Source organism: Photobacterium sp. DNB22_13_2, from assembly GCF_052873915.1.
Genome location: NZ_JBNNXU010000010.1, coordinates 62,208 through 82,482 on the forward strand (window position 1 = coordinate 62,208; position 20,275 = coordinate 82,482).

The 20,275-nt window shown below is 49.0% G+C and carries 16 protein-coding genes; 11 read left to right on the forward strand and 5 right to left on the reverse strand.

Annotation, left to right across the window (positions count from 1 at the left end):
* Window positions 1-11: 11 nt before the first annotated feature.
* From ACVA58_RS15465 to ACVA58_RS15485, 5 genes are all read left to right on the forward strand, one after another.
* A complete protein-coding gene (locus ACVA58_RS15465) occupies window positions 12-623 on the forward strand; it encodes a YfgM family protein (RefSeq protein ID WP_446511314.1) in 612 nt (203 codons plus the stop codon).
* A gap of 10 nt (window positions 624-633) precedes the next feature.
* Entirely contained in the window at window positions 634-1,791 is a 1,158-nt protein-coding gene (gene bamB, locus ACVA58_RS15470; RefSeq protein ID WP_446511315.1) for an outer membrane protein assembly factor BamB, read from the forward strand.
* Between the two features lie 181 nt (window positions 1,792-1,972).
* A complete protein-coding gene (gene der, locus ACVA58_RS15475) occupies window positions 1,973-3,481 on the forward strand; it encodes a ribosome biogenesis GTPase Der (RefSeq protein WP_446511316.1) in 1,509 nt (502 codons plus the stop codon).
* 109 nt (window positions 3,482-3,590) lie between these two features.
* Window positions 3,591-4,472 carry an alanyl-tRNA editing protein gene (locus tag ACVA58_RS15480; protein WP_446511423.1) on the forward strand — a complete coding sequence of 294 codons (882 nt, stop codon included), beginning with the start codon at window positions 3,591-3,593 and terminating at the stop codon, window positions 4,470-4,472.
* A gap of 542 nt (window positions 4,473-5,014) precedes the next feature.
* Complete coding sequence (locus tag ACVA58_RS15485) at window positions 5,015-5,239, forward strand: zinc ribbon domain-containing protein (protein ID WP_446511317.1); 225 nt, start codon at window positions 5,015-5,017, stop codon at window positions 5,237-5,239.
* Between the two features lie 124 nt (window positions 5,240-5,363).
* On the opposite strand, the gene xseA is transcribed toward ACVA58_RS15485, so the two are convergent.
* Window positions 5,364-6,722, reverse strand: a complete 1,359-nt coding sequence (xseA, locus tag ACVA58_RS15490) for an exodeoxyribonuclease VII large subunit (protein WP_446511318.1) — start codon at window positions 6,720-6,722, stop codon at window positions 5,364-5,366.
* 276 nt (window positions 6,723-6,998) lie between these two features.
* Here xseA and guaB point away from each other — a divergent pair, with 276 nt between their 5' ends.
* The 4 genes from guaB to ACVA58_RS15510 all read left to right on the forward strand — a co-directional run bounded on the left by guaB (window position 6,999) and on the right by ACVA58_RS15510 (window position 14,178).
* Complete coding sequence (gene guaB / locus ACVA58_RS15495) at window positions 6,999-8,462, forward strand: IMP dehydrogenase (protein WP_446511319.1); 1,464 nt, start codon at window positions 6,999-7,001, stop codon at window positions 8,460-8,462.
* A gap of 114 nt (window positions 8,463-8,576) precedes the next feature.
* Window positions 8,577-10,160, forward strand: a complete 1,584-nt coding sequence (gene guaA / locus ACVA58_RS15500) for a glutamine-hydrolyzing GMP synthase (protein WP_446511320.1) — start codon at window positions 8,577-8,579, stop codon at window positions 10,158-10,160.
* 507 nt (window positions 10,161-10,667) lie between these two features.
* Complete coding sequence (locus tag ACVA58_RS15505) at window positions 10,668-12,227, forward strand: AbgT family transporter (RefSeq protein WP_446511321.1); 1,560 nt, start codon at window positions 10,668-10,670, stop codon at window positions 12,225-12,227.
* A gap of 394 nt (window positions 12,228-12,621) precedes the next feature.
* Window positions 12,622-14,178, forward strand: a complete 1,557-nt coding sequence (locus tag ACVA58_RS15510; RefSeq protein WP_446511322.1) for an AbgT family transporter — start codon at window positions 12,622-12,624, stop codon at window positions 14,176-14,178.
* Window positions 14,179-14,268: 90 nt separating this feature from the next.
* Here the strand turns inward: ACVA58_RS15510 and fghA are convergent, their stop codons facing one another.
* A complete protein-coding gene (gene fghA / locus ACVA58_RS15515) occupies window positions 14,269-15,111 on the reverse strand; it encodes an S-formylglutathione hydrolase (RefSeq protein ID WP_446511323.1) in 843 nt (280 codons plus the stop codon).
* A gap of 58 nt (window positions 15,112-15,169) precedes the next feature.
* Entirely contained in the window at window positions 15,170-16,300 is a 1,131-nt protein-coding gene (locus ACVA58_RS15520; protein ID WP_446511324.1) for an S-(hydroxymethyl)glutathione dehydrogenase/class III alcohol dehydrogenase, read from the reverse strand.
* A 203-nt stretch (window positions 16,301-16,503) separates the two neighbouring features.
* Here ACVA58_RS15520 and ACVA58_RS15525 point away from each other — a divergent pair, with 203 nt between their 5' ends.
* On the forward strand, window positions 16,504-17,373 hold the full coding sequence (locus ACVA58_RS15525; RefSeq protein ID WP_446511325.1) for a LysR substrate-binding domain-containing protein: 870 nt from the start codon (window positions 16,504-16,506) through the stop codon (window positions 17,371-17,373).
* A gap of 103 nt (window positions 17,374-17,476) precedes the next feature.
* Entirely contained in the window at window positions 17,477-18,013 is a 537-nt protein-coding gene (tadA, locus tag ACVA58_RS15530; protein ID WP_446511326.1) for a tRNA adenosine(34) deaminase TadA, read from the forward strand.
* A gap of 35 nt (window positions 18,014-18,048) precedes the next feature.
* Here the strand turns inward: tadA and ACVA58_RS15535 are convergent, their stop codons facing one another.
* On the reverse strand, window positions 18,049-18,198 hold the full coding sequence (locus ACVA58_RS15535; protein WP_446511327.1) for a hypothetical protein: 150 nt from the start codon (window positions 18,196-18,198) through the stop codon (window positions 18,049-18,051).
* Between the two features lie 179 nt (window positions 18,199-18,377).
* On the reverse strand, window positions 18,378-19,919 hold the full coding sequence (gene mltF, locus ACVA58_RS15540; RefSeq protein ID WP_446511328.1) for a membrane-bound lytic murein transglycosylase MltF: 1,542 nt from the start codon (window positions 19,917-19,919) through the stop codon (window positions 18,378-18,380).
* Window positions 19,920-20,275: the final 356 nt, after the last annotated feature.

The window sequence follows — 20,275 nt, forward strand, 5'->3', positions numbered from 1 at the left end:
GAGGACAGGAAGTGGACGGCAATATCACAGAAGAACAACAAGTTGAACAGATAAAGGCTTGGTGGAAAGAAAACGGTAAAGCCGTTGTTCTCGGAACTGTGATTGGTTTGGGTGGTCTGTTTGGCTGGCGTTACTACCAGTCGGAAGTTCAGTCAGCCAAGGAGCAGGCATCCGATGCATATACCCAGGTGGTTAACCGCCTGGAAAATGGCAGCGAGTCAGCCATTGCAGATGTACAGGCATTTATCGCAGCCCACGAAAGCAGCCAGTACTCTGTTTTGGCAGCCCTTCAACTGGCGAAAGCACAGGTTGATAACGGTGACTTGGATGGTGCCGCCGAGCAGTTAAGCTGGGCTATCGCCAATACCAAAGATGTCGCGATCTTACCGATTGCACAAACCCGCCTGGCACGTATTTATGCTGAGCAGGATACTTTCGACAAGGCGCTATCAGAACTGGACAAAGTGACAGCTGAAAGCTGGCAGGCCAAAGTGGCTGAGCTACGTGGTGATGTTTTGTTGCAAAAAGGTGATGTTGAAGCGGCGCGTGAAGCTTATGTGAGCGCACAGCAGCTTGGTACATCACCGGCCTTGCAGATCAAGCTAGACGACTTGGCACAGTAAGGTAGAGCGTATGCAGAAGGTCTTGAAGCAAGCAGTTTCGGTCGCATTGGCTGTCGGTCTGCTTGCGGGTTGTGCCAGCGAAGAAGACACTATCCAGATGGCACCGTTGCCAGTGGTTGAAAGCTCGTTTACCCCGGTGCAAGGGTGGAGCAGCAAGGTTGGGGATGGCGTTGGCCATTTCTTTTCCAAGCTGAGCCCGGCAGTGGGCTATGGTAAGGTGTTTGTTGCTGACCGTACTGGTTTGGTTAAAGCGCTGGATCCGGATACGGGCAAGGAAATCTGGCAGCAGGATCTTGAAGGGGATATTTCCGCAAGATTGGCTGGTGGTATGAGCTTGTCATACGGCAAGGTGTTTATTGGCTCGGAAAATGCCGAGGTCATAGCCCTTGATGAAGAAACCGGTGAGGTTGTTTGGCGCCAAACGGTAGAAGGCGAGGTATTGTCAAAGCCATTGGTCGATGAAGGCTTGGTGGTGGTTAATACCAGTCGTGGTATCTTGCAGGCGCTGGATGCCGACAGTGGCGAAAGCCGCTGGCAGTTGGGTAGCGAAGTGCCAACCCTGACCCTTCGCGGTGACAGCTCGCCAGTGTCGATTTCTGGTGGTGTATTCTGGGGACAGGCTAATGGTCGTTTGGCGGGAGCCTTGATGGGCAACGGCCAGATGTTGTGGCAACAGCCGATTGGTTCGCCAAAAGGCGGTACCGAGATTGACCGTCTGGTTGATGTTGATGCTACCCCAGTTATCGATGGCGAACGTCTATTAGCCCTTGGCTTTAATGGCAGCTTGGTCTCGATTGATTTGCGTACTGGCCAGCCGGCATGGAAGCGCAACTATTCTTCGGCCACTGACTTTGCTATCGATGGTAGTCAGCTATATTTGATCACAGATAAAGACCATGTTGTTGCGGTAGATACCCGCAGTGGCACGGAGCTATGGTCGAATAGTCAGCTGGAGTACCGTTTGCTCAGCGCACCTACTGTAATTGATGGTTATCTGGTGGTGGGTGATAGCGAAGGCTACTTGCATTGGATCGACCCATACAGTGGTGATTTTGTTGCCCAACAGGAAACAGACGGTAGCGGTATTGCGGTACCACCGGTCCGGATGAGTGATGGTTACTTGGTGATCACCCGCGATGGGCGTATTAACAAAATGCAAATGCCGTAATTTGCCGTTATAATACGCGCCATTATTATTCTCGGCTCCTGCTGTAGACACAGTCAGGAGCCGTTGTTGTTATATCCGTTCGCGATATTATTGTCGGATGAAGGTGCAGGCTATTGACCTGGCTGGAGGCAAGAATGAATGGAAAATATGTCATTATGACTATGAAAAGTAAGAGGTACTTATGATTCCTGTTGTTGCCCTTGTCGGGCGCCCAAACGTGGGTAAATCGACGTTATTTAACCGTCTTACCCGTACAAGGGATGCGCTGGTAGCTGACTTTCCTGGCCTAACAAGGGATCGTAAATACGGTAAGGCTGAGCTCGAAGAGCATGAATTTATTGTGATTGATACCGGTGGTATCGACGGAACTGAAGAAGGCGTCGAAACCAAAATGGCCGAGCAATCACTGGCGGCGATCGAGGAGGCTGATGTTGTCTTGTTCCTTGTGGATGGTCGTGCTGGCCTGACATCGTCGGATGAAGCTATTGCTAAGCACCTTCGTAGCCGTGAAAAGCCGACTTTCTTGGTGGTAAACAAGATTGATGGTGTTGATGGTGACAGCGCTTGTGCCGAATTTTGGAAGTTGGGCATGAACGGTATGTACCAGATCGCCGCGGCGCAAAACCGTGGTGTGACGGCACTGATGGAGCGTGCACTGGCCCCTTTCGCGGATAGCCTGAACGAATCAACAGATGAAGACAGTGATGAAGTGTTCATCGAAGATTTGACGTCAGTTGAAGATATCGAGAAAGCTAATCTGTCTGAAGAGGATGCGGAAGCGGCGTATAAGCGCTTGCAAGAGCAGCCAATCAAGATGGCGATTATTGGCCGCCCGAATGTCGGTAAGTCGACACTGACTAACCGTATCCTAGGTGAAGAGCGTGTCGTTGTGTACGATATGCCGGGTACCACCCGTGATTCCATCTACATTCCTATGGAGCGCGAAGGCCAGGAGTATGTTCTGATTGATACGGCGGGGATCCGTCGTCGTAAGAACATGCATCAAGCGGTAGAAAAATTCTCGGTGATCCAGACGCTGAAAGCGGTGGAAGATGCCAATGTTGTTCTGCTGGTCATCGATGCGCGTGAAAACATTTCTGATCAGGACTTGAGCCTGCTTGGTTTTGCCCTGAATGCTGGTCGTTCACTGGTTATTGCCGTTAATAAGTGGGATGGCTTGGATAACGAAGTCAAAGAGCGTGTGAAGTCTGAACTGGACCGTCGCTTGGGCTTTGTCGACTTTGCCCGCCTTCACTTTATCTCGGCTTTACATGGTACCGGTGTTGGTCACCTTTACGAATCAGTACAGGAAGCCTACCAGTCAGCAACTAAGCGTATCAGCACCTCGTTGCTGACTCGCATTATGCAGATGGCGCAGGACGATCACCAGCCACCAATGATCCGTGGTCGCCGTGTAAAACTGAAGTATGCCCACGCTGGTGGTTACAACCCACCGATTATTGTTATTCACGGTAATCAGGTGAATGAACTACCGGGCTCGTACAAGCGCTACTTGATGAACTACTACCGCAAGTCTTTGGAAATGATGGGTACGCCAATTCGTATTCAGTTCCAGAACAGCGAGAACCCGTTCGAAACCAAGAAGCAAAAGCTAACGATTTCTCAGGAGCGTCAGCGCAAGCGTCTGGCTACAGCACTGAAAAACCGTGATCGCGACGGCGATAGCTAATTACTGTTTAGGTCGCTAACAAGCGACTTATTCCGCTGTATAGACAAACCCGGCCACTTGGTCGGGTTTTTTGTTATTATCACCTTCCTATCTACCTGCAAGGATATCCATCATTGTGATCAGCGCGACCCATGTACTTTTTCCTGAGCGTATCTATCAATGTGAAGCGGACGTACAACTGACAGCAGTGGCCACTCCGTCTCAGGGCTGCTACGTTGTTACCGATAAGACGCCATTCCATCCTGTTAGCCATATCTGGCCGGATCACCCAGCTGATCGCGGTACATTGACACAAGCAGGGCATGCGTATGAGGTTGTCGATTGCCTCGTTGGCGCCGTTGAACTGGAGAGCGGTCTGCTGCACGTTGGTGCAGATATCCCGGTGAAACGCGATGAGCCAGGATGGGTGTTTGTGGTGGTGCATCAGCTGGCTGAAGCTGTAGATTTTCCCGCAGGCGGTAAGGTCATGCTGAATGTTGATGAGCAATACCAGTTAGCCCTGAGCCGTGGTCACAGTGGCGGCCACCTGTCATCACTTGCTCTGAACAAGGTGCTGCACCATGATTTCTGGCGCAAGGATGCATCACGCAAAGATGAGCTAGGCCATTATGATTTTCACAGCTACGCGCAGACAGAGAGCAGAGTAACCGAAGATTGCAGCACTGATACCTATCGTATTGGTAAAACCCTGCGCAAACGTGGCCTCAATGCGGCCGATATGCTGGCCGCTTTGCCTGTTATCACCGAGCATATCAATCAGCAGCTTGCGCTATGGTGTGAGGCGGGTTACCTGGTAGATATGCGAAGGGAAGGGGAAGCGCTGACCGATTCCCGCTATTGGCGCTGTGATCTACAGGAAGGCCAAGTGGTGGAGATCCCCTGTGGTGGTAGTCATATCCGCTCACTAGCAGAATATACGGCATTACGGGTAGAGTTCCGTATTGACAGCGATCAGGAGCTGGTGATGTTAACATATAGCTCTCCAGCTTGATCAACTGTTTGAAGACAGGAAAAATCGCCGCTTGGCGATTTTTTTATATTTATCAGTTGATTAGGTTTTTTCGTTAAGTCGCTTGGTATAAGTGCGATCTTTTTAGTGCTTATTTCTAATCTTCTTGATCAACTGGCTTTGTACCGGAAGTTTTAATATTAAATATCGTTTAAAATTGAAAAACAGAACATGTAACTTATGCTTTCGGGATGTGTATTGATAAATGTTCTTTTGGTACCTGATCGCTGATCACCATGGCTTTTAGCGTTGATCACCGGTTTGAAGTACGATCGGGATGCGGGTTATTACTGAGCCGGATCAAAGGTGCAGGCTGGAAAATTGAATTATTATTGGGTGATTGGTATTTATACCAACCTACATAAATATTTGCTCAACCTTGCAGGTTAAAATCGCTGTTTTCTGCGTTAGATATTTTGTAATTAGAGCCACTAGTTACTGCAATATCTGCCTTGATAACAACGATTTTTCCAGTGCAAATACTTGATCAACTACTTATCCAGATTGGTATTAAGGGAAAGAAAATGAACCAGAATATTTGTCCGAGTTGTCAACAAGAACTCGAGTGGCAGGAAGGGAAGTACCATTGCGGGTGCTGCAGCACGACGTTTATCAAAAAGGCTTTTTGTCCTGATTGCGAGGCCGAGTTGGACAAGCTTCAGGCGTGTGGGGCGGCGAGCTATTTCTGCAATAGCTGCAATGAGCTGAAGTCCAAGTCTCGGGTCAGATTTATATTTGAACAAGCGTAATCTCAATCGGAATAAGCAGCTGAAATAGAAATGCCGCCAGGTGTGATTACTGGCGGCATTTTTGATCTGACGCTTTGTAGTTACCAGCGTGTTATGGCTGATCTAGAGGACAAGTTATGGCCACTTAGTCTGCCGATTCAGACACAATAGAATGGATTTCCCCGTCGGCGAGGGTTGTCCGCAGGCTATCACCATGTTTGACTTGTTCAGCACTACGGACGACCTGTCCCTTGCGGTTGCGGGTAATTGAGTAGCCGCGGCCTAGGGTCGCCAGTGGACTAACGGTTTCCAGCTTTTCAGCTGCCATAGCGAGCTTGTGGCTGGCATTGAGCAGGCGGCGATCCATTCCATCTTGAAGTCGTTGCTGTAATCTCTCAAGCCGGTTTTGTTGCGCTTTGACAACTTGCGTCGGTGAGTTGAGTGCCAGTTTGTAGTCAATACGGTCAATGTGCTTTTGGTGACGGCCCAGACGTTGTTTCATTGCTAATTCTAGCTTGCCTGACAATTCGTCCAACTGCTGTTGCTGCTGGTTAAGGCGCACTTGCGGGTGCTGTCGATCAAGGCGATGCTGCAGGCGGACAGTGTGTGCTTGCCTGCCGGATAGGTAGTGGCGCATTGCATGCTGAAGCTGCTGAGTTTTTTGGCTTATTTTCTGGGTCTGGAAGCCCATATCGCGGCTGATCAGCTCGGCGGCAGCGGAAGGCGTCGGCGCCCGGACATCGGCAACAAAATCCGCGATGGTGACATCGACCTCATGGCCGACGGCGCTGACGATTGGGATCTGGCTGGCGGCAATGGTCCGCGCTACGATTTCCTCGTTGAAGGCCCATAGATCTTCTAGCGAGCCACCACCTCGGCCGACAATCAAAACATCACACTCACGGCGGGCGTTGGCACGACCAATGGCTTGGGCAATCGATATAGCTGCACCTTCCCCTTGGACTATCGTTGGGTAAATGACCACCGGTAGGCTGGGATCGCGGCGTTGAAGAACATTGAGGATATCGTGCAGAGCGGCACCGGTCTTAGAGGTGATAACTCCTACTCGTTGCGGTTGATCTGGCAGCGGTTGTTTGAGTGTCTGGGCGAACAGGCCTTCGGCAGCTAGGTTCATTTTCAGTTGCTCAAACTGTTGTTGTAGACGACCATCTCCCTCAGGTTGCATACTCTCGATGATTAACTGATAGTCACCACGCGGTTCGTAGAGTGACAGGCGAGCCTTGACCAGTACCTGGGTGCCATTTGCCGGTTTGAAGGTCACACGGCGGTTGCTGCCTTTGAACATGGCGCATTTAACTTGGGCGCGTGAGTCTTTAAGGGTGAAATACCAATGGCCGGACACGGGCATGGAGAGGTTCGACAGTTCACCAATCAACCAAACCACGCCCATTTCATTTTCAAGGATCAAACGAACTTGAGCATTGAGGCTGGAAACGGTGTAGATACGGTCATTGGTCTGGTTCTGCTGCGCAAATAACGTCACAAGACAAGATACCTGTATTGGATATTGGAAGGCTGGGGTGTGCGGTAGACGCGCCTCAGGACGTGGAGAACAAAGCCTGGGCAGATCTATGGACAGATCTTGGTCGTATTATGCTGACCGAAGCACCGGAAACTTAACCGAAATATACTACACATCAAGGCAAATTTGTCAATTTAAAAAATAAAAAAAAGTCTGGCCAATCGATTGCTTCACCCGTATAATTCGTCCGCAATATTTTATCCTTCTTTAAACCTCTACTTGGTGTGAGATATTGCAATGTTACGAATCAAACAAGAAGCTTTGACTTTCGATGATGTCCTACTGGTTCCAGCCCATTCTACTGTACTGCCTAACACTGCCGATCTGCGCACCCGCCTGACAAAAGACATTACGTTGAACATTCCGATGGTGTCTGCGTCAATGGATACTGTGACAGAAGGTCGCCTGGCAATTGCCCTTGCCCAGGAAGGCGGCATCGGTTTCATCCACAAGAACATGTCCATTGAGCAACAAGCCAATGAAGTTCGCATGGTGAAAAAGTTCGAAGCCGGTGTGGTTTCTGAGCCTGTTACCGTAAAGCCTTACAACACAATTGAAGATGTAAAGCGTCTGACTATTGAAAACGGTTTTGCCGGTTACCCTGTTGTTTCTGATACCAACGAGCTGGTGGGTATTATCACAGGTCGCGATGTCCGCTTTGTTACTGACCTTTCGATGAAGGTTGAAGAAGTGATGACGTCAAAAGATAAACTGGCTTCTGCTAAAGAAGGCGCATCGCGTGAAGAAGTTGAAGCTATCATGCAGCAGTACCGCGTTGAGAAAGTGCTGCTAGTCAACGATGACTTCCAGCTTCGCGGTATGATCACTGCGAAAGATTTCCAGAAAGCTGAGCGTAAGCCCAACGCATGTAAAGATGAGCGTGGCCGTCTTCGCGTAGGTGCCGCTGTTGGTGCTGGTGCTGGTAACGAAGAGCGTGTTAAGGCGTTGGTTGAAGCTGGCGTTGACGTACTGCTTATCGATTCTTCTCACGGCCACTCTGAAGGTGTCCTTACCCGTATCCGCGAAACACGCGAAGCGTTCCCTGACCTGCCAATCGTTGGTGGTAACGTCGCTACGGCAGAAGGTGCCCGTGCACTTATCGAAGCCGGTGTGAGCACAGTAAAAGTGGGTATCGGCCCGGGCTCTATCTGCACCACTCGTATCGTCACCGGTGTAGGTGTTCCTCAGGTAACCGCGATTGCTGAAGCTGTTGCTGTTGCTGACCAATATGATATTCCGGTTATTGCCGACGGTGGTATCCGTTTCTCCGGCGATATGTGTAAAGCCATTGCTGCCGGCGCATCATGTGTGATGGTTGGTTCAATGTTCGCAGGTACAGAAGAAGCACCAGGTGAAGTTGAGCTGTACCAAGGCCGTGCTTACAAATCTTACCGTGGCATGGGTTCACTGGGCGCAATGTCGAAAGGCTCTTCTGACCGCTACTTCCAGACGGATAACGCAGCAGATAAGCTGGTTCCTGAAGGTATCGAAGGCCGTGTTGCTTACAAAGGCCACATGAAGGAAATCGTTCACCAGCAAATGGGTGGCCTGCGTTCAAGCATGGGTCTGACCGGCTCTGCGACTATCGAAGCGCTGCGTACCCAAGCTGAGTTTGTTCGCATTTCTGGTGCTGGTTTGAATGAATCACACGTTCACGATGTGACGATCACCAAAGAAGCACCTAACTACCGTTTGGGTTAATTTTCAACAGCTGCACCAGCAACTGACGAAAACGTTTGCCTAAACGCAAAACTTCTATAAGATCGGGGGCGTTTTTATGCCCCCACCTTTCACTTATTTTTTGAGACAGCTCGAATGACCACGACCACAAATATTCATGACCAGCGTATCCTGATCCTGGACTTTGGTTCCCAGTACACCCAGCTTATTGCACGTCGTATCCGTGAAATTGGTGTTTACTGTGAGCTTTGGAGCTGGGACGTTGATGAAGCGGATATTCGCGACTTCAACCCTGATGGCATCATCCTTTCTGGTGGCCCGGAAAGTGTGACAGAAGAAGGTTCACCTCGCGCACCGCAGTATGTGTTCGAAGCTGGTGTACCTGTTTTCGGTGTTTGCTACGGTATGCAGACAATGGCCGAGCAACTAGGTGGTAAAGTAGCGGGCTCTACTGAGCGTGAGTTTGGTTATGCTCAGGTCAAAGTGGTTGAGCCAACCGTTTTCTTCCAGAACATCGAAGATGCTATCGCAGAAGACGGTGCGCCATTACTTGATGTATGGATGAGCCACGGTGACAAAGTGGTCGAAATCCCATCTGACTTCGTGAAAGTAGCAGAGACAGAGACTTGTCCATATGCTGCAATGGCTAATGAAGAAAAACGTTTTTACGGCGTACAGTTCCACCCTGAAGTAACACATACGCGTCAAGGTATGCGTATGATCGAGAACTTTGTTCTTGAAGTGTGTGGCTGTGAGAAACTGTGGACTTCGGCAAATATTATCGATGATGCAGTCGCAAACATTAAAGCACAAGTAGGTGACGACGAAGTTATCCTTGGCCTATCTGGTGGTGTTGATTCATCGGTTGTTGCGATGCTGATTCACCGTGCAATTGGTGACAAACTGACATGCGTCTTTGTTGATAACGGATTACTCCGTTTGAACGAAGGCCAGCAAGTTATGGATATGTTCGGTGATCACTTTGGCCTGAACATCGTGCATGTTAAAGCGGAAGATCGTTTCCTTGATGCACTCGCTGGCGAGAACGATCCTGAAACGAAGCGTAAGATTATCGGCCACGTGTTTATCGACGTTTTTGATGAAGAATCGAAAAAACTGAAAAATGCCAAATGGCTGGCGCAGGGTACAATCTATCCAGATGTTATCGAATCTGCGGCTTCTAAGAACGGTAAAGCACACGTTATCAAATCTCACCACAATGTTGGTGGTCTACCAGATGACATGGAAATGGGCTTAGTTGAGCCACTACGCGAACTGTTTAAAGATGAAGTACGTAAGATTGGTCTTGAGCTTGGCCTACCTTACAATATGCTTTACCGCCACCCATTCCCGGGTCCTGGTCTAGGTGTACGTGTACTGGGTGAAGTGAAGAAAGAATACTGTGATTTGCTACGCCGTGCTGATGCTATCTTCATCGAAGAGTTGCACAAAGCGGATCTGTATAACAAAGTCTCGCAGGCATTTACTGTGTTCCTGCCAGTCCGCTCTGTTGGTGTTATGGGCGATGGCCGCAAATACGACTGGGTTGTGTCACTGCGCGCGGTAGAGACTATCGACTTCATGACAGCGCACTGGGCTCACCTGCCGTACGATTTCTTAGGTAAGGTTTCAAACCGTATCATCAATGAAGTAGATGGCATCTCTCGTGTTGTTTACGATGTATCGGGTAAGCCACCTGCTACTATCGAGTGGGAATAACCCCCTTATTTTCGCTGACTTCAGCTTAGCTTCATTGAATAAGAAGAAGCACCCTCGGGTGCTTCTTTTTTTTGGCTAAACTGTAGTAATGCCGAGCGGACTATTGCTTATATATGACAGAGTCTTTCACAGGGAGAGCTATGAGGCCATATCAGTTTATGACTTGGTAACACTAACTTGCTTTCATTTCTTATCTGGTCAGGTTTAGATAGCTTATGATGTGATCTAAGGAAAGAGTAAGGAAATAATTTATATAAATGAAAGTATTGTTGTGCTTTGGGTGTGGGGTTGTAACGTGCTTGTTAGTAGGATGTTTTGCATTAATATTTTATTACAATATGGTATTGCGTGAGTTCACTAATGCATGGTGGATCGTGCGTATTTCTTTGAACTTTTCATTACAATTCGCCACAAGCTTTTTCTGTTTTAGAAAAATCGGATTGACGGCGATACAACGACAATCTAACGCCGCAAACTTACAACATCACTAATGACCATGGAGTTCCCATGAGCAATCAAGCTGTCAACAAGACACCTAATGAGTCGCCGAGTGCGATGAATAAGTTTCTTAACTTTATTGAGCGTACAGGTAACAAGATCCCTGATCCTGCCTTGCTCTTCTTCTGGGGATTGATCCTTGTTTGGGTTTTATCTGCCGTTTTCTCTCAGTTCGAATTTGGTTTAATTCACCCCGTTTCTGGCCAAGCAGTAGAAGTTAACAACCTACTGACCGGCGAAGCGTTTGCAAACTTCCTTGCGACTATGGTGACAAACTTCACTGGCTTTGCACCGTTGGGTATTGTGCTTGTAGCAATGCTAGGTGTAGGTGTTGCTGAGGCTTCTGGCTTTATCAATACCGGCCTTAAGAAGATGCTGAACGTAACACCGGCTAAATTCATCACGCCTGTGTTAATTCTGGTTGCAATCGTATCGCACACTGCCGCTGATGCAGGTTACGTACTGGTTATCCCGTTGGGTGGTATTATCTTCCACGCAGCAGGCCGCCATCCTCTAGCCGGTATTGCAGCCGCATTCGCTGGTGTATCAGGTGGCTTTGCAGCAAACTTTGTTCCTTCAGGTATCGACCCTCTATTGGCTGGCTTCACGCAAGAAGCGGCGCAAATTCTTGACCCTGAATATATTGTAAACCCGCTTTCTAATATCTTCTTTACTGGCCTGTCTTCACTGCTTATCGTGAGCATTGGTTGGTACATCACTGACCGCGTTATCGAGCCACGCCTATCTCAAACAGCTATCGATGATGATGCGGAAGAAGCACCGGATATGGGCTCTTTCACTGAGCTGGAAAGTAAAGCTTTCTCACGTGCAGGTTGGGCAATGATGGCCGGTGTTGCCGTGCTGATTGTGTCGCTGATCCCTGAGGCATCACCATTGCGTAATCCAGCAGGTGAAATCACCGCATTTAACGCACCGGTAATGCAGTCTATCGTACCGCTTATCTTTATCTTGTTCGTTATCCCTGGTGTGGTTTACGGCCGCATTGCCGGTACGTTCAAGGCAAGTGACGATATCATCAAGTCAATGTCTGCAACGATGAGCAGCATGGGTAGCTTCATGGTAATGGCGTTCTTTATCGCCCAGTTCCTTGTTGCCTTTACTCAATCTAACCTTGGTACACTACTCGCTCTTTCTGGTGCTCAGCTTCTTCAAGCGATGAACTTACCGGGTCAGGTAACTATCGTTGGTATGATTCTACTAACAGCATTCGTTAACCTACTGGTTGGTTCCGCATCTGCGAAGTGGGCCCTGATCGGTCCTATCATGGTTCCGATGTTGATGGCTGTTGGTATCTCTCCTGAGCTGACTCAGGCGGCATACCGTGTTGGTGACTCTGTATCTAACATCATTTCTCCGATGATGGTGTTCTTCCCACTGGTTGTTGTTTACATGCAGCGCTATGTGAAGAGCTCAGGTATTGGTTCTCTGGCTTCAATGATGATGCCTTACTCGATTGCAATGCTGATTGGTTGGACTATCTTCCTACTTATCTACTGGGCAATCGGTATTCCTCTAGGTATCCAAGCACCTTATACCTACGGCATGTAATTTACTTGCTGAATAAAAAGCCCCGCTCTGCGGGGCTTTTTTTATGCTTGTGATCCGTGAGCTGGCCATTCCTTCACTGAATATGATGTTGGTGAAAAGTAGTCTGATATTGTCGATATCAATAAATCGGTGTTGGATGATTGTTAATGCTGATTTTGTTGCAATATTTGAAATTTAATTTTGCAAAATTTTAATGCTGTACTTTTCCGGTAGTACAGGTTGGTTTGTTGCTTAATATGAGCTGAATGGGGTTTTATTCTATATCTTTCTTGTATTATGGTTTATTGATTTGCTTTTGCTCTGGTTTAGTGGTTTTACTCAGATGGAATGATTTGTTACTTTCCGATTAAAACACAACATTAAAACTCAATCGGTGTATTAAGGAAGTACGATTATGAGTGAGACCATTTCGAACCCGCCTTCGCAGAAAGGCATCATCGCGTTCATCGAACGGGCTGGTAAAAAAATCCCTGATCCTGTCATTATTTTCATGTCGCTATTTGTATTCTGTTTGGTGTTGACTGCTGCTATTGGAGGCTTACAGTTTGACATTACAGGTGCTGATGGCGGTGCGGTGACCCACAGTGTCAAAAATATGATGGCAACGGAGAATGTCCGTTGGATGTTTGATAATGCATTACTAACCAACTGGCTGTCATTTGGTGGCGGTGTCCTTGGCGTTATCTTGATTGTGATGCTAGGTGTCGGTATCGCAGAAAACTCTGGCTTGCTATCGACGGTGATAAAGAAAGTCGGTCTGCGAATTAATGACCGCTATCTACCGTTGTTGGTTGTTTTCCTGGGTATCATGAGCTCGATTGCAACAGATGCTGGTTACCTGATCCTGATCCCTCTTGCAGGTCTGCTTTATGCTGGCTTGGGTAAGAACCCACTTATTGGTATGGCTGCTGGTTTTGCTGGCGTATCGGCAGGTTTCAGTGCCAACTTGATTCCTGCGACGCCTGTTGACGTTATTTTGGGGGCTAATGCACGTATCTTTGCTGAATCTCAAGGGATCCCGTTTGAAAACGCGGCGGGTGAAGCGCTTAATCCTGCAACAATGCACTATTTCTTCATTTTTGCTTCAACTTTCCTTCTGGCAGGGCTAGGTGCTTGGGTAACGACGCGTTTTGTTGCTCCTCGCCTTGAGAAAATGTCTTACCAGCTGCCGGAAGACTTGAATTTAGATGACTTCAAGGTATCGGATACAGAGAATAAAGGTCTTCGTGCTGCGGGCTTGGGGCTGATCATTGCTCTGGCTGCCGTGGTTGGCTTGGCAATGGGGCCTTTGGCGACGTACACCAACGAAGCTGGCCGCGAAGTGACCCCTTACCTTGATAATGTGATCTTGCTGATCGCTATGGTCTTTGCGGTTGTCGGTGTTTTCTTCGGAGCAGCAACAGGTAAGTTCAAGTCGCTGCAGGATGTCGTAAAGGCAATGGTGACGCAGATGAACACCATGGGCTATATCTTGGTGTTGACGTTCTTCTGTTATAACTTCTTGGCGCTACTTGGCTTCTCCGGCTTGGGTACCTATGTAACCTACCTTGGTGCGAGCTTCCTGAGTGCTTTGGGTTTGCAAGAATTTCCAATCCTTCTGATCATCGGCTTTATCCTGACAACTGCGGTAATTAATCTGTTTGTGGGCGGTCTGACGTCGAAGTGGATGCTACTGGGCCCGATCTTCGTGCCAATGCTGTACCAGGTAAACCCAAATATGACGCCGGATCTTGTCACAGCGGCTTATCGTGTGGCGGATTCATCAACCAACATTATTACGCCAATGATGAGTTATGCGGGGGTTATTTTGGCCTTCATGCGTAAGTATAAGCCTGAGCTATCGTTCGGTGATGTGATTGCGATGATGGTACCTTATTCGGTGGCGTTCCTGACGGTATGGACCACGGTACTGGTTGCTTTCTTTGCCTTTAATATCCCATTAGGCTTTTAATTGAGTCATTGATAGAAAGCCAGTGACAGATAAACGAAACCCCGCTTCGAGCGGGGTTTTTTATGTTTACCGGTAATCGCTGGCAGTAGCTTAGAGAAGATGCTGGGCATGGAAGCGTAGGTGATCGTCAATAAAACTGGCGATGAAGTAGTAGCTGTGGTCGTAGCCTTCCTGCATACGGAGTTCGAGCGGGTAGTCGATGCTTTGAGCTGCTTCAGCAAGTGAATCGGGCTTTAACTGCTCCTCAAGGAAGCTGTCTTGATCCCCTTGATCGACGAGTGCAGGCACGGGCTGCTGGTTATTCTTGAGCAATTCTGTGGTGTCGTATTGTAGCCAGCTGGTGCGATTGTCACCAAGGTAACCGCTCAAGGCTTTTTCACCCCAAGGGCAATTTACCGGGTTGCTGATTGGGCTGAAGGCCGATACTGAGCTGTAGCGTGATGGATTGCGCAGGGCAATCATCAAAGCACCGTGCCCACCCATTGAGTGGCCGCTGATCGCTCTCTTATCACTTACAGGGAAGTGCTGTTCGATCAAGGCTGGTAGCTCATTCACTACATAATCATACATTTGGTAGTGGCGGTTCCACGGTGCTTGGGTTGCATTGACATAAAATCCAGCACCCAAGCCGAAGTCGTAGGCCCCTTCGGGATCATCGGGTACCCCTTCACCGCGTGGGCTGGTATCCGGCGTGACAATGGCAATACCCAATTCTGCTGCCAGGCGCTGGGCACCCGCTTTTTGCATGAAGTTCTCATCGGTGCAGGTTAAGCCCGACAACCAGTAGAGCACTGGCACTTTTGTCCCTTGAGCGATGTGCGGTGGGAGGAAAATGGCAAAGCGCATGTCGCAGTTCAGCACCGCAGAGTGATGGGTGTATTGCTTGTGCCAGCCGCCAAAGCTTTTGTTCCAGCTTACGTTTTCGATAGTCATTGAGATACTCTTGAGTCGCTTGGACGGCTAGGCTCCCGCAGGAGCCTAGCCGTTAGCATTATTTGTCGTAGTGGATGACTGAGCGGATGCTCTTGCCTTCATGCATCAGATCAAAGGCTTCGTTGATGGCATCCAAACCCATGGTATGGGTAATGAAGTCATCCAGCTTGAATTCGCCTGCCATGTAGCGTTCAACAATTTCAGGCAGTTCTGAGCGGCCTTTTACACCACCGAACGCAGAGCCGCGCCATACACGACCCGTTACCAATTGGAACGGACGAGTAGAGATTTCCTGGCCAGCACCAGCAACACCGATGATCACTGATTCACCCCAACCTTTGTGACAACACTCAAGGGCTGAACGCATGACGTTGACGTTACCGATACACTCGAAGGAAAAATCCACACCGCCATCGGTCATTTCGACAATCACTTCCTGGATTGGCTTGTCGTAGTCGTTCGGGTTGATGCAGTCTGTCGCGCCGAGCTCTTTCGCCAACGCGTATTTGCTCTCGTTGATATCGACACCGATGATGCGGCTTGCACCGGACATGGTTGCACCGATGATAGCTGATAGGCCAATCCCGCCAAGGCCAAAGATGGCAACAGTGTCGCCTTTTTGGACTTTGGCTGTTTTCAGTACTGCCCCCATACCGGTCGTAACACCACAGCCTAGCAGGCAGACTTCTTCTAGTGGCGCTTCTTTGTTGACTTTCGCCAGTGAAATCTCAGGCAGTACTGTGTACTCAGAGAACGTTGAGCAACCCATGTAGTGGAAAATTGGCTGGCCATCTTTGTAGAAACGGGTGGTGCCGTCTGGCATCAAGCCTTTACCTTGGGTTTCGCGGATCTGTTGGCACAGGTTAGTTTTACCTGACTTACAGAATTTACACTCGCCACACTCAGGGGTGTAAAGCGGGATAACGTGGTCGCCAACTTCTACGCTAGTCACGCCTTCGCCAATCATCTCAACAATACCGCCACCTTCATGACCAAGGATTGCAGGGAAGATCCCTTCTGGATCATCACCTGACAGGGTAAAGGCATCGGTGTGGCAAACACCAGTGGCAATGATGCGGACCAATACTTCGCCTTTTTTCGGCAGCATCACGTCAACTTCTTCAACAGAAAGCGGCTGGTTTGGACCCCATGCGATGGCTGCTTTAGATTTGATAAATTGTTCAGACATTTCATTTCTCTCTTATGATAGTTGGGCGAAGCCCTTTGCTGTTCCTACGGTTGTTATAACAGTAGGTGAGATTTATTAACGATGATGCAGCGATTGTGTGTTCTGCTGTTTCGTTGTGATGGGCTTAGTATATTTGTTTATTGAGTGATGATAATTACCCTATAATGCAAATAACTATTTCTGGTGAGTAATAATGGTGTGGTATGTTTTTGTGGGAAGGGGTCAGCGAATTTGTTGCGGTAGCGGAAGCCGAGAGTTTCACGGCAGCGTCCAAGCAGCTCGGTATTTCCACGGCTCAAGTCAGTCGCCAGATCAGCGCGTTGGAAAATCGACTCAATACCAAGTTGTTTTACCGCACAACCCGTAAGGTCTCATTGACCGAAGAAGGCACCATTTACTACCAGCATTGCCGCCGGTTGATGGATGGGTTGGAAGAGGCCGAAAGGGCGATCAGCGATCGACGCGATACCCCGCAGGGTAGCCTCAAGCTAACGGCACCTTATACCTATGGTGAGCAGTACATCATGCCGTTGGTAGTGGATTTTATGCAGCAGTATCCAGAAGTGGATGTGAATATGGTGCTGACTAACCAAACTGTGGATTTGGTCGAGGGTGGGTATGACTTGGCGATCCGCCTCGGAAAGCTTAGTAATTCGACCATGATGGCCAGGCGCCTTGCCAGTCGTACCCAGTTTGTTTGTGCCTCTCCGGTTTATTTGGAAAAGTTCGGCGTACCGCACTCGCTGTCTGAGCTTCGTCACCATAATTGCTTAGTGGGTAATTACGATCATTGGCGTTTTCAAGAAGCAGGGAAAGAGCGCAGTGTGAAGGTTGATGGAACCTTACGTTGTGCCAGTGGCCATGCTTTGCGTGATGCTGCTTTGAAAGGGGTTGGGTTAGTTCAGCTACCGGATTACTACATTAGCGATGATTTGGATAAAGGTGAACTGGTCACAGTGTTGGATACGTTTCGCGAGCCTGAAGAGGGGATCTGGGCTCTCTATCCCCATAACCGCCATTTATCGCCCAAGGTTCGCTTGCTGGTGGATTTTTTGGCCGAATCATTGGTGTAGGATAACCGCAAGGAGGCCCAATACCTCGCATCCCTCGGGCTTTTGGGTATAATCAGCGGCCTCAAGTAATAGCGAGTAGAAATCATTCATGTCAGAGCGATCTATGTCACAGCCAACCAGGACAGATGAAGCCCCTGAATATAACGACGAAGACTTTATGCGCCGTGCCATGGAGCTCGCCTCCCGCGCCGAAGAGGCCGGTGAAGTGCCAGTTGGAGCCGTTGTGGTTTATCAGGGGCAAGTGATTGGTGAAGGCTGGAACCGCTCCATTACTCATCATGATGCCACCGCCCATGCTGAAATTATGGCTCTGCGCCAAGCCGGTCAAGTATTGCAGAACTATCGCCTGATCGATGCCACTTTATATGTAACGCTGGAGCCATGCCCGATGTGTGCTGGTGCCATGGTGCATAGCCGGATCGGCAAGGTAGTGTTTGGTGCCCATGATCTGAAAACGGGCGCGGCAGGCAGTATTATGAATTTGCTCAGTTATGAACAGGTCAACCACCATGTGGCTATTGAGTCTGGGGTGTTGGCCGATGAGTGCCGTCATCAACTGCAGGCTTTTTTTAAGCGTCGTCGTGCCGAGAAAAAGGCTGAAAAGAAAGCTCGCCAGCAGGCTGCTGATAAATCTAGCTAACCATTACCCCCGCCTTTTTCAGTAGATTGAAGTGATTAGATCCCTGCCGAACTGTTGATGATATAGCTTCGTTGACGCCAAAGAATTTTCTTGCGGGTATTCGCGTTAAGTCGCTTGCGTCGAGTGGCAGCAGATGCCATTCGCATGCGCATGTTATTACTGATTTTCTTGTTCGAAAAGCGCATAGAGCCTCCTCCTTTAGAACTGCTCAGGATCGGAGCGAGTAAAACCGTGTTAGGGCTAGTATCTCTCATCCTTGCTATCTCTCTAACGGTACCGGTCACGCTTTGCGATCATTTCTTACACATAAGAACAGAAAGGTGTGAACAAGATCCCCCTGCATGGCAGGGGGAGGAAATAATAGTTAATTGCTGGCAGTTTTATTCTGTGTTGCCACATTAGGTGTTGCCACATTAGGTGTTAACACTTCATCTGCGGGTGGCAGTTGCTGAGCCAGCGCCTCTGTTGATGGGGTTATGGTATGCAAGCCATCAATCAATTCGATTTCATCAAGTTGTGGCTCTTGGCTGTGGGTTTGCTCGTAACCGATAATGCTCTGGTAGTAACGGCGGATATTCTCGACATAATGTAGAGCCTCATCACCACGGGCATAGCCATAGCGGGTTTGCTTGTAGTATTTGCGCTGGCGCAGTAGCGGCAGGCGTTGTTTCACATCGCTCCAGGCGTCTGCGTTGCCGCCCTGTGATTGGGTAAGGCGACGGGCATCCATTAAATGGCCGAAACCAACGTTATATGACGCTAGGGCAAACCACACCTTTTCGTGCTCTTCGACACTGTCAGGGATCCGATTGATCATCTTACGTAGGTACTCGGTACCACCGCGGATACTTTGTTCCGGATCTAAGCGGTTTTTCACTCCGACAGAGCGGGCTGTCGGCAGGGTCAGCATCATCATCCCGCGTACCCCTGTTGGTGATACTGCGCGTGGGTTCCAGTGTGACTCTTGGTACGACAGGGCGGCAATCAAGCGCCAGTCAAATTCATTCGCATACTGCTTGAACAAGCCTTCCCAATTGGGCAACTTGCCTTCGACGGCACGCAGGAACGCTCGGGTGTCGACATAGTCGAACTTGTCGACGTGGCCAAGGTATTTCTCTTCTAGCTTAGCCAGTTCGCCGCTTTGTTGAATTTCACCGAAGAATTCGATCAGCAGGGCATACAAGCTGTCATCATTATTCTGGTTGACGAACCAGGCGATAGGTTCATCTTCTGTCAACTCAAGCGCTGTGGTGACATCCGGTAAGATCCGCTGGTTTAGAGCGATATCGACGGAATCAGCCAAGGTATAGTCGAGTTCGCCCACGGCCACTTGACGCAGTAACTCGTCGCTGTCGATTTCTTCAAGCGACTGCCACTCAAGGCTCGGGTGATCTTGCTTGAGTGCTTGCAGGGTCTTCTCATGGCTAGAGCCGCTGACCACAGCTAGCGAACCTTTGTTTTCGGCAAGATCTTCTATACTTCGAGGGCGCCATTGGCCTTTTTTATAAACGACTTTCTGACTGGCATAATAGTACGCCGGTGCAGCGCGAAATTGCGCCAAGCGCTCGTCGGTCATGGTCAGGCCAGCGGCAAGGATATCAACATCACCGCGATCGAGGCCGGGGAACAGGCCGGATAGGGTGAACATGGCCTTCATTTCCAGCTTGACGCCAAGTTTGTCGGCAAAGCGGCGGGCCAGTTCGTAATCTAATCCGGTAGGACCTTCATTACCAATATAGTAAGAGAGCTGGTTGTTGAGCGTTCCGACGCGCAAGACGCCTTCTTCGCGTATCCGTTCTAGTTCCGTGCTAGGTTCTTCCTGCCATAGGCAACCATTGAGGGCAAAAAGGCTCAATAGTAAGGCAATGAATTTTTTATAACTTGGATTCGGTCGAAGAATGCTCAACGAGGTATGCTCTTGGTAAAAACAGGATGTCCTTTATACCAAAGCTCGCCCGATCCGCAAAATAATCACAGTGTTTTGGCGACAGGTTTGCTGCAGTCTGACGCATTTCTTAAATCTAAAATCGTAAATAAATGTGTGAAAAGGGGACGTGGTATCAAATATCTTCCTGTTTTTGGCGATCATTGAAAAAAAAACGCGCAAACGGTTGCGTCAGGTGTTACGTCACAAAAAAAATTCCCTTATACTACGCCCCATCATGAGCTGCTCGCCTTAAACGGGTAATGGCAAATGAGGTGACATTGACGTAATTGTCCCGGTATCGGACCGGGGGTTAGGCCAATATCACCTTTCTTTAA

Excerpts from the sequence above, each read along its gene's own strand:
- bamB (WP_446511315.1), top strand. The coding sequence starts at position 634 with ATGCAGAAGGTCTTGAAGCAAGCAGTTTCGGTCGCATTGGCTGTCGGT.
- guaB (WP_446511319.1), top strand. The coding sequence starts at position 6,999 with ATGTTACGAATCAAACAAGAAGCTTTGACTTTCGATGATGTCCTACTG.
- guaA (WP_446511320.1), top strand. The coding sequence starts at position 8,577 with ATGACCACGACCACAAATATTCATGACCAGCGTATCCTGATCCTGGAC.
- der (WP_446511316.1), top strand. The coding sequence starts at position 1,973 with ATGATTCCTGTTGTTGCCCTTGTCGGGCGCCCAAACGTGGGTAAATCG.
- ACVA58_RS15520 (WP_446511324.1), bottom strand. The coding sequence starts at position 16,300 with ATGTCTGAACAATTTATCAAATCTAAAGCAGCCATCGCATGGGGTCCA.
- ACVA58_RS15535 (WP_446511327.1), bottom strand. The coding sequence starts at position 18,198 with ATGCGCTTTTCGAACAAGAAAATCAGTAATAACATGCGCATGCGAATG.
- ACVA58_RS15505 (WP_446511321.1), top strand. The coding sequence starts at position 10,668 with ATGAGCAATCAAGCTGTCAACAAGACACCTAATGAGTCGCCGAGTGCG.
- tadA (WP_446511326.1), top strand. The coding sequence starts at position 17,477 with ATGTCACAGCCAACCAGGACAGATGAAGCCCCTGAATATAACGACGAA.
- fghA (WP_446511323.1), bottom strand. The coding sequence starts at position 15,111 with ATGACTATCGAAAACGTAAGCTGGAACAAAAGCTTTGGCGGCTGGCAC.
- ACVA58_RS15485 (WP_446511317.1), top strand. The coding sequence starts at position 5,015 with ATGAACCAGAATATTTGTCCGAGTTGTCAACAAGAACTCGAGTGGCAG.
- ACVA58_RS15510 (WP_446511322.1), top strand. The coding sequence starts at position 12,622 with ATGAGTGAGACCATTTCGAACCCGCCTTCGCAGAAAGGCATCATCGCG.
- ACVA58_RS15525 (WP_446511325.1), top strand. The coding sequence starts at position 16,504 with ATGTTTTTGTGGGAAGGGGTCAGCGAATTTGTTGCGGTAGCGGAAGCC.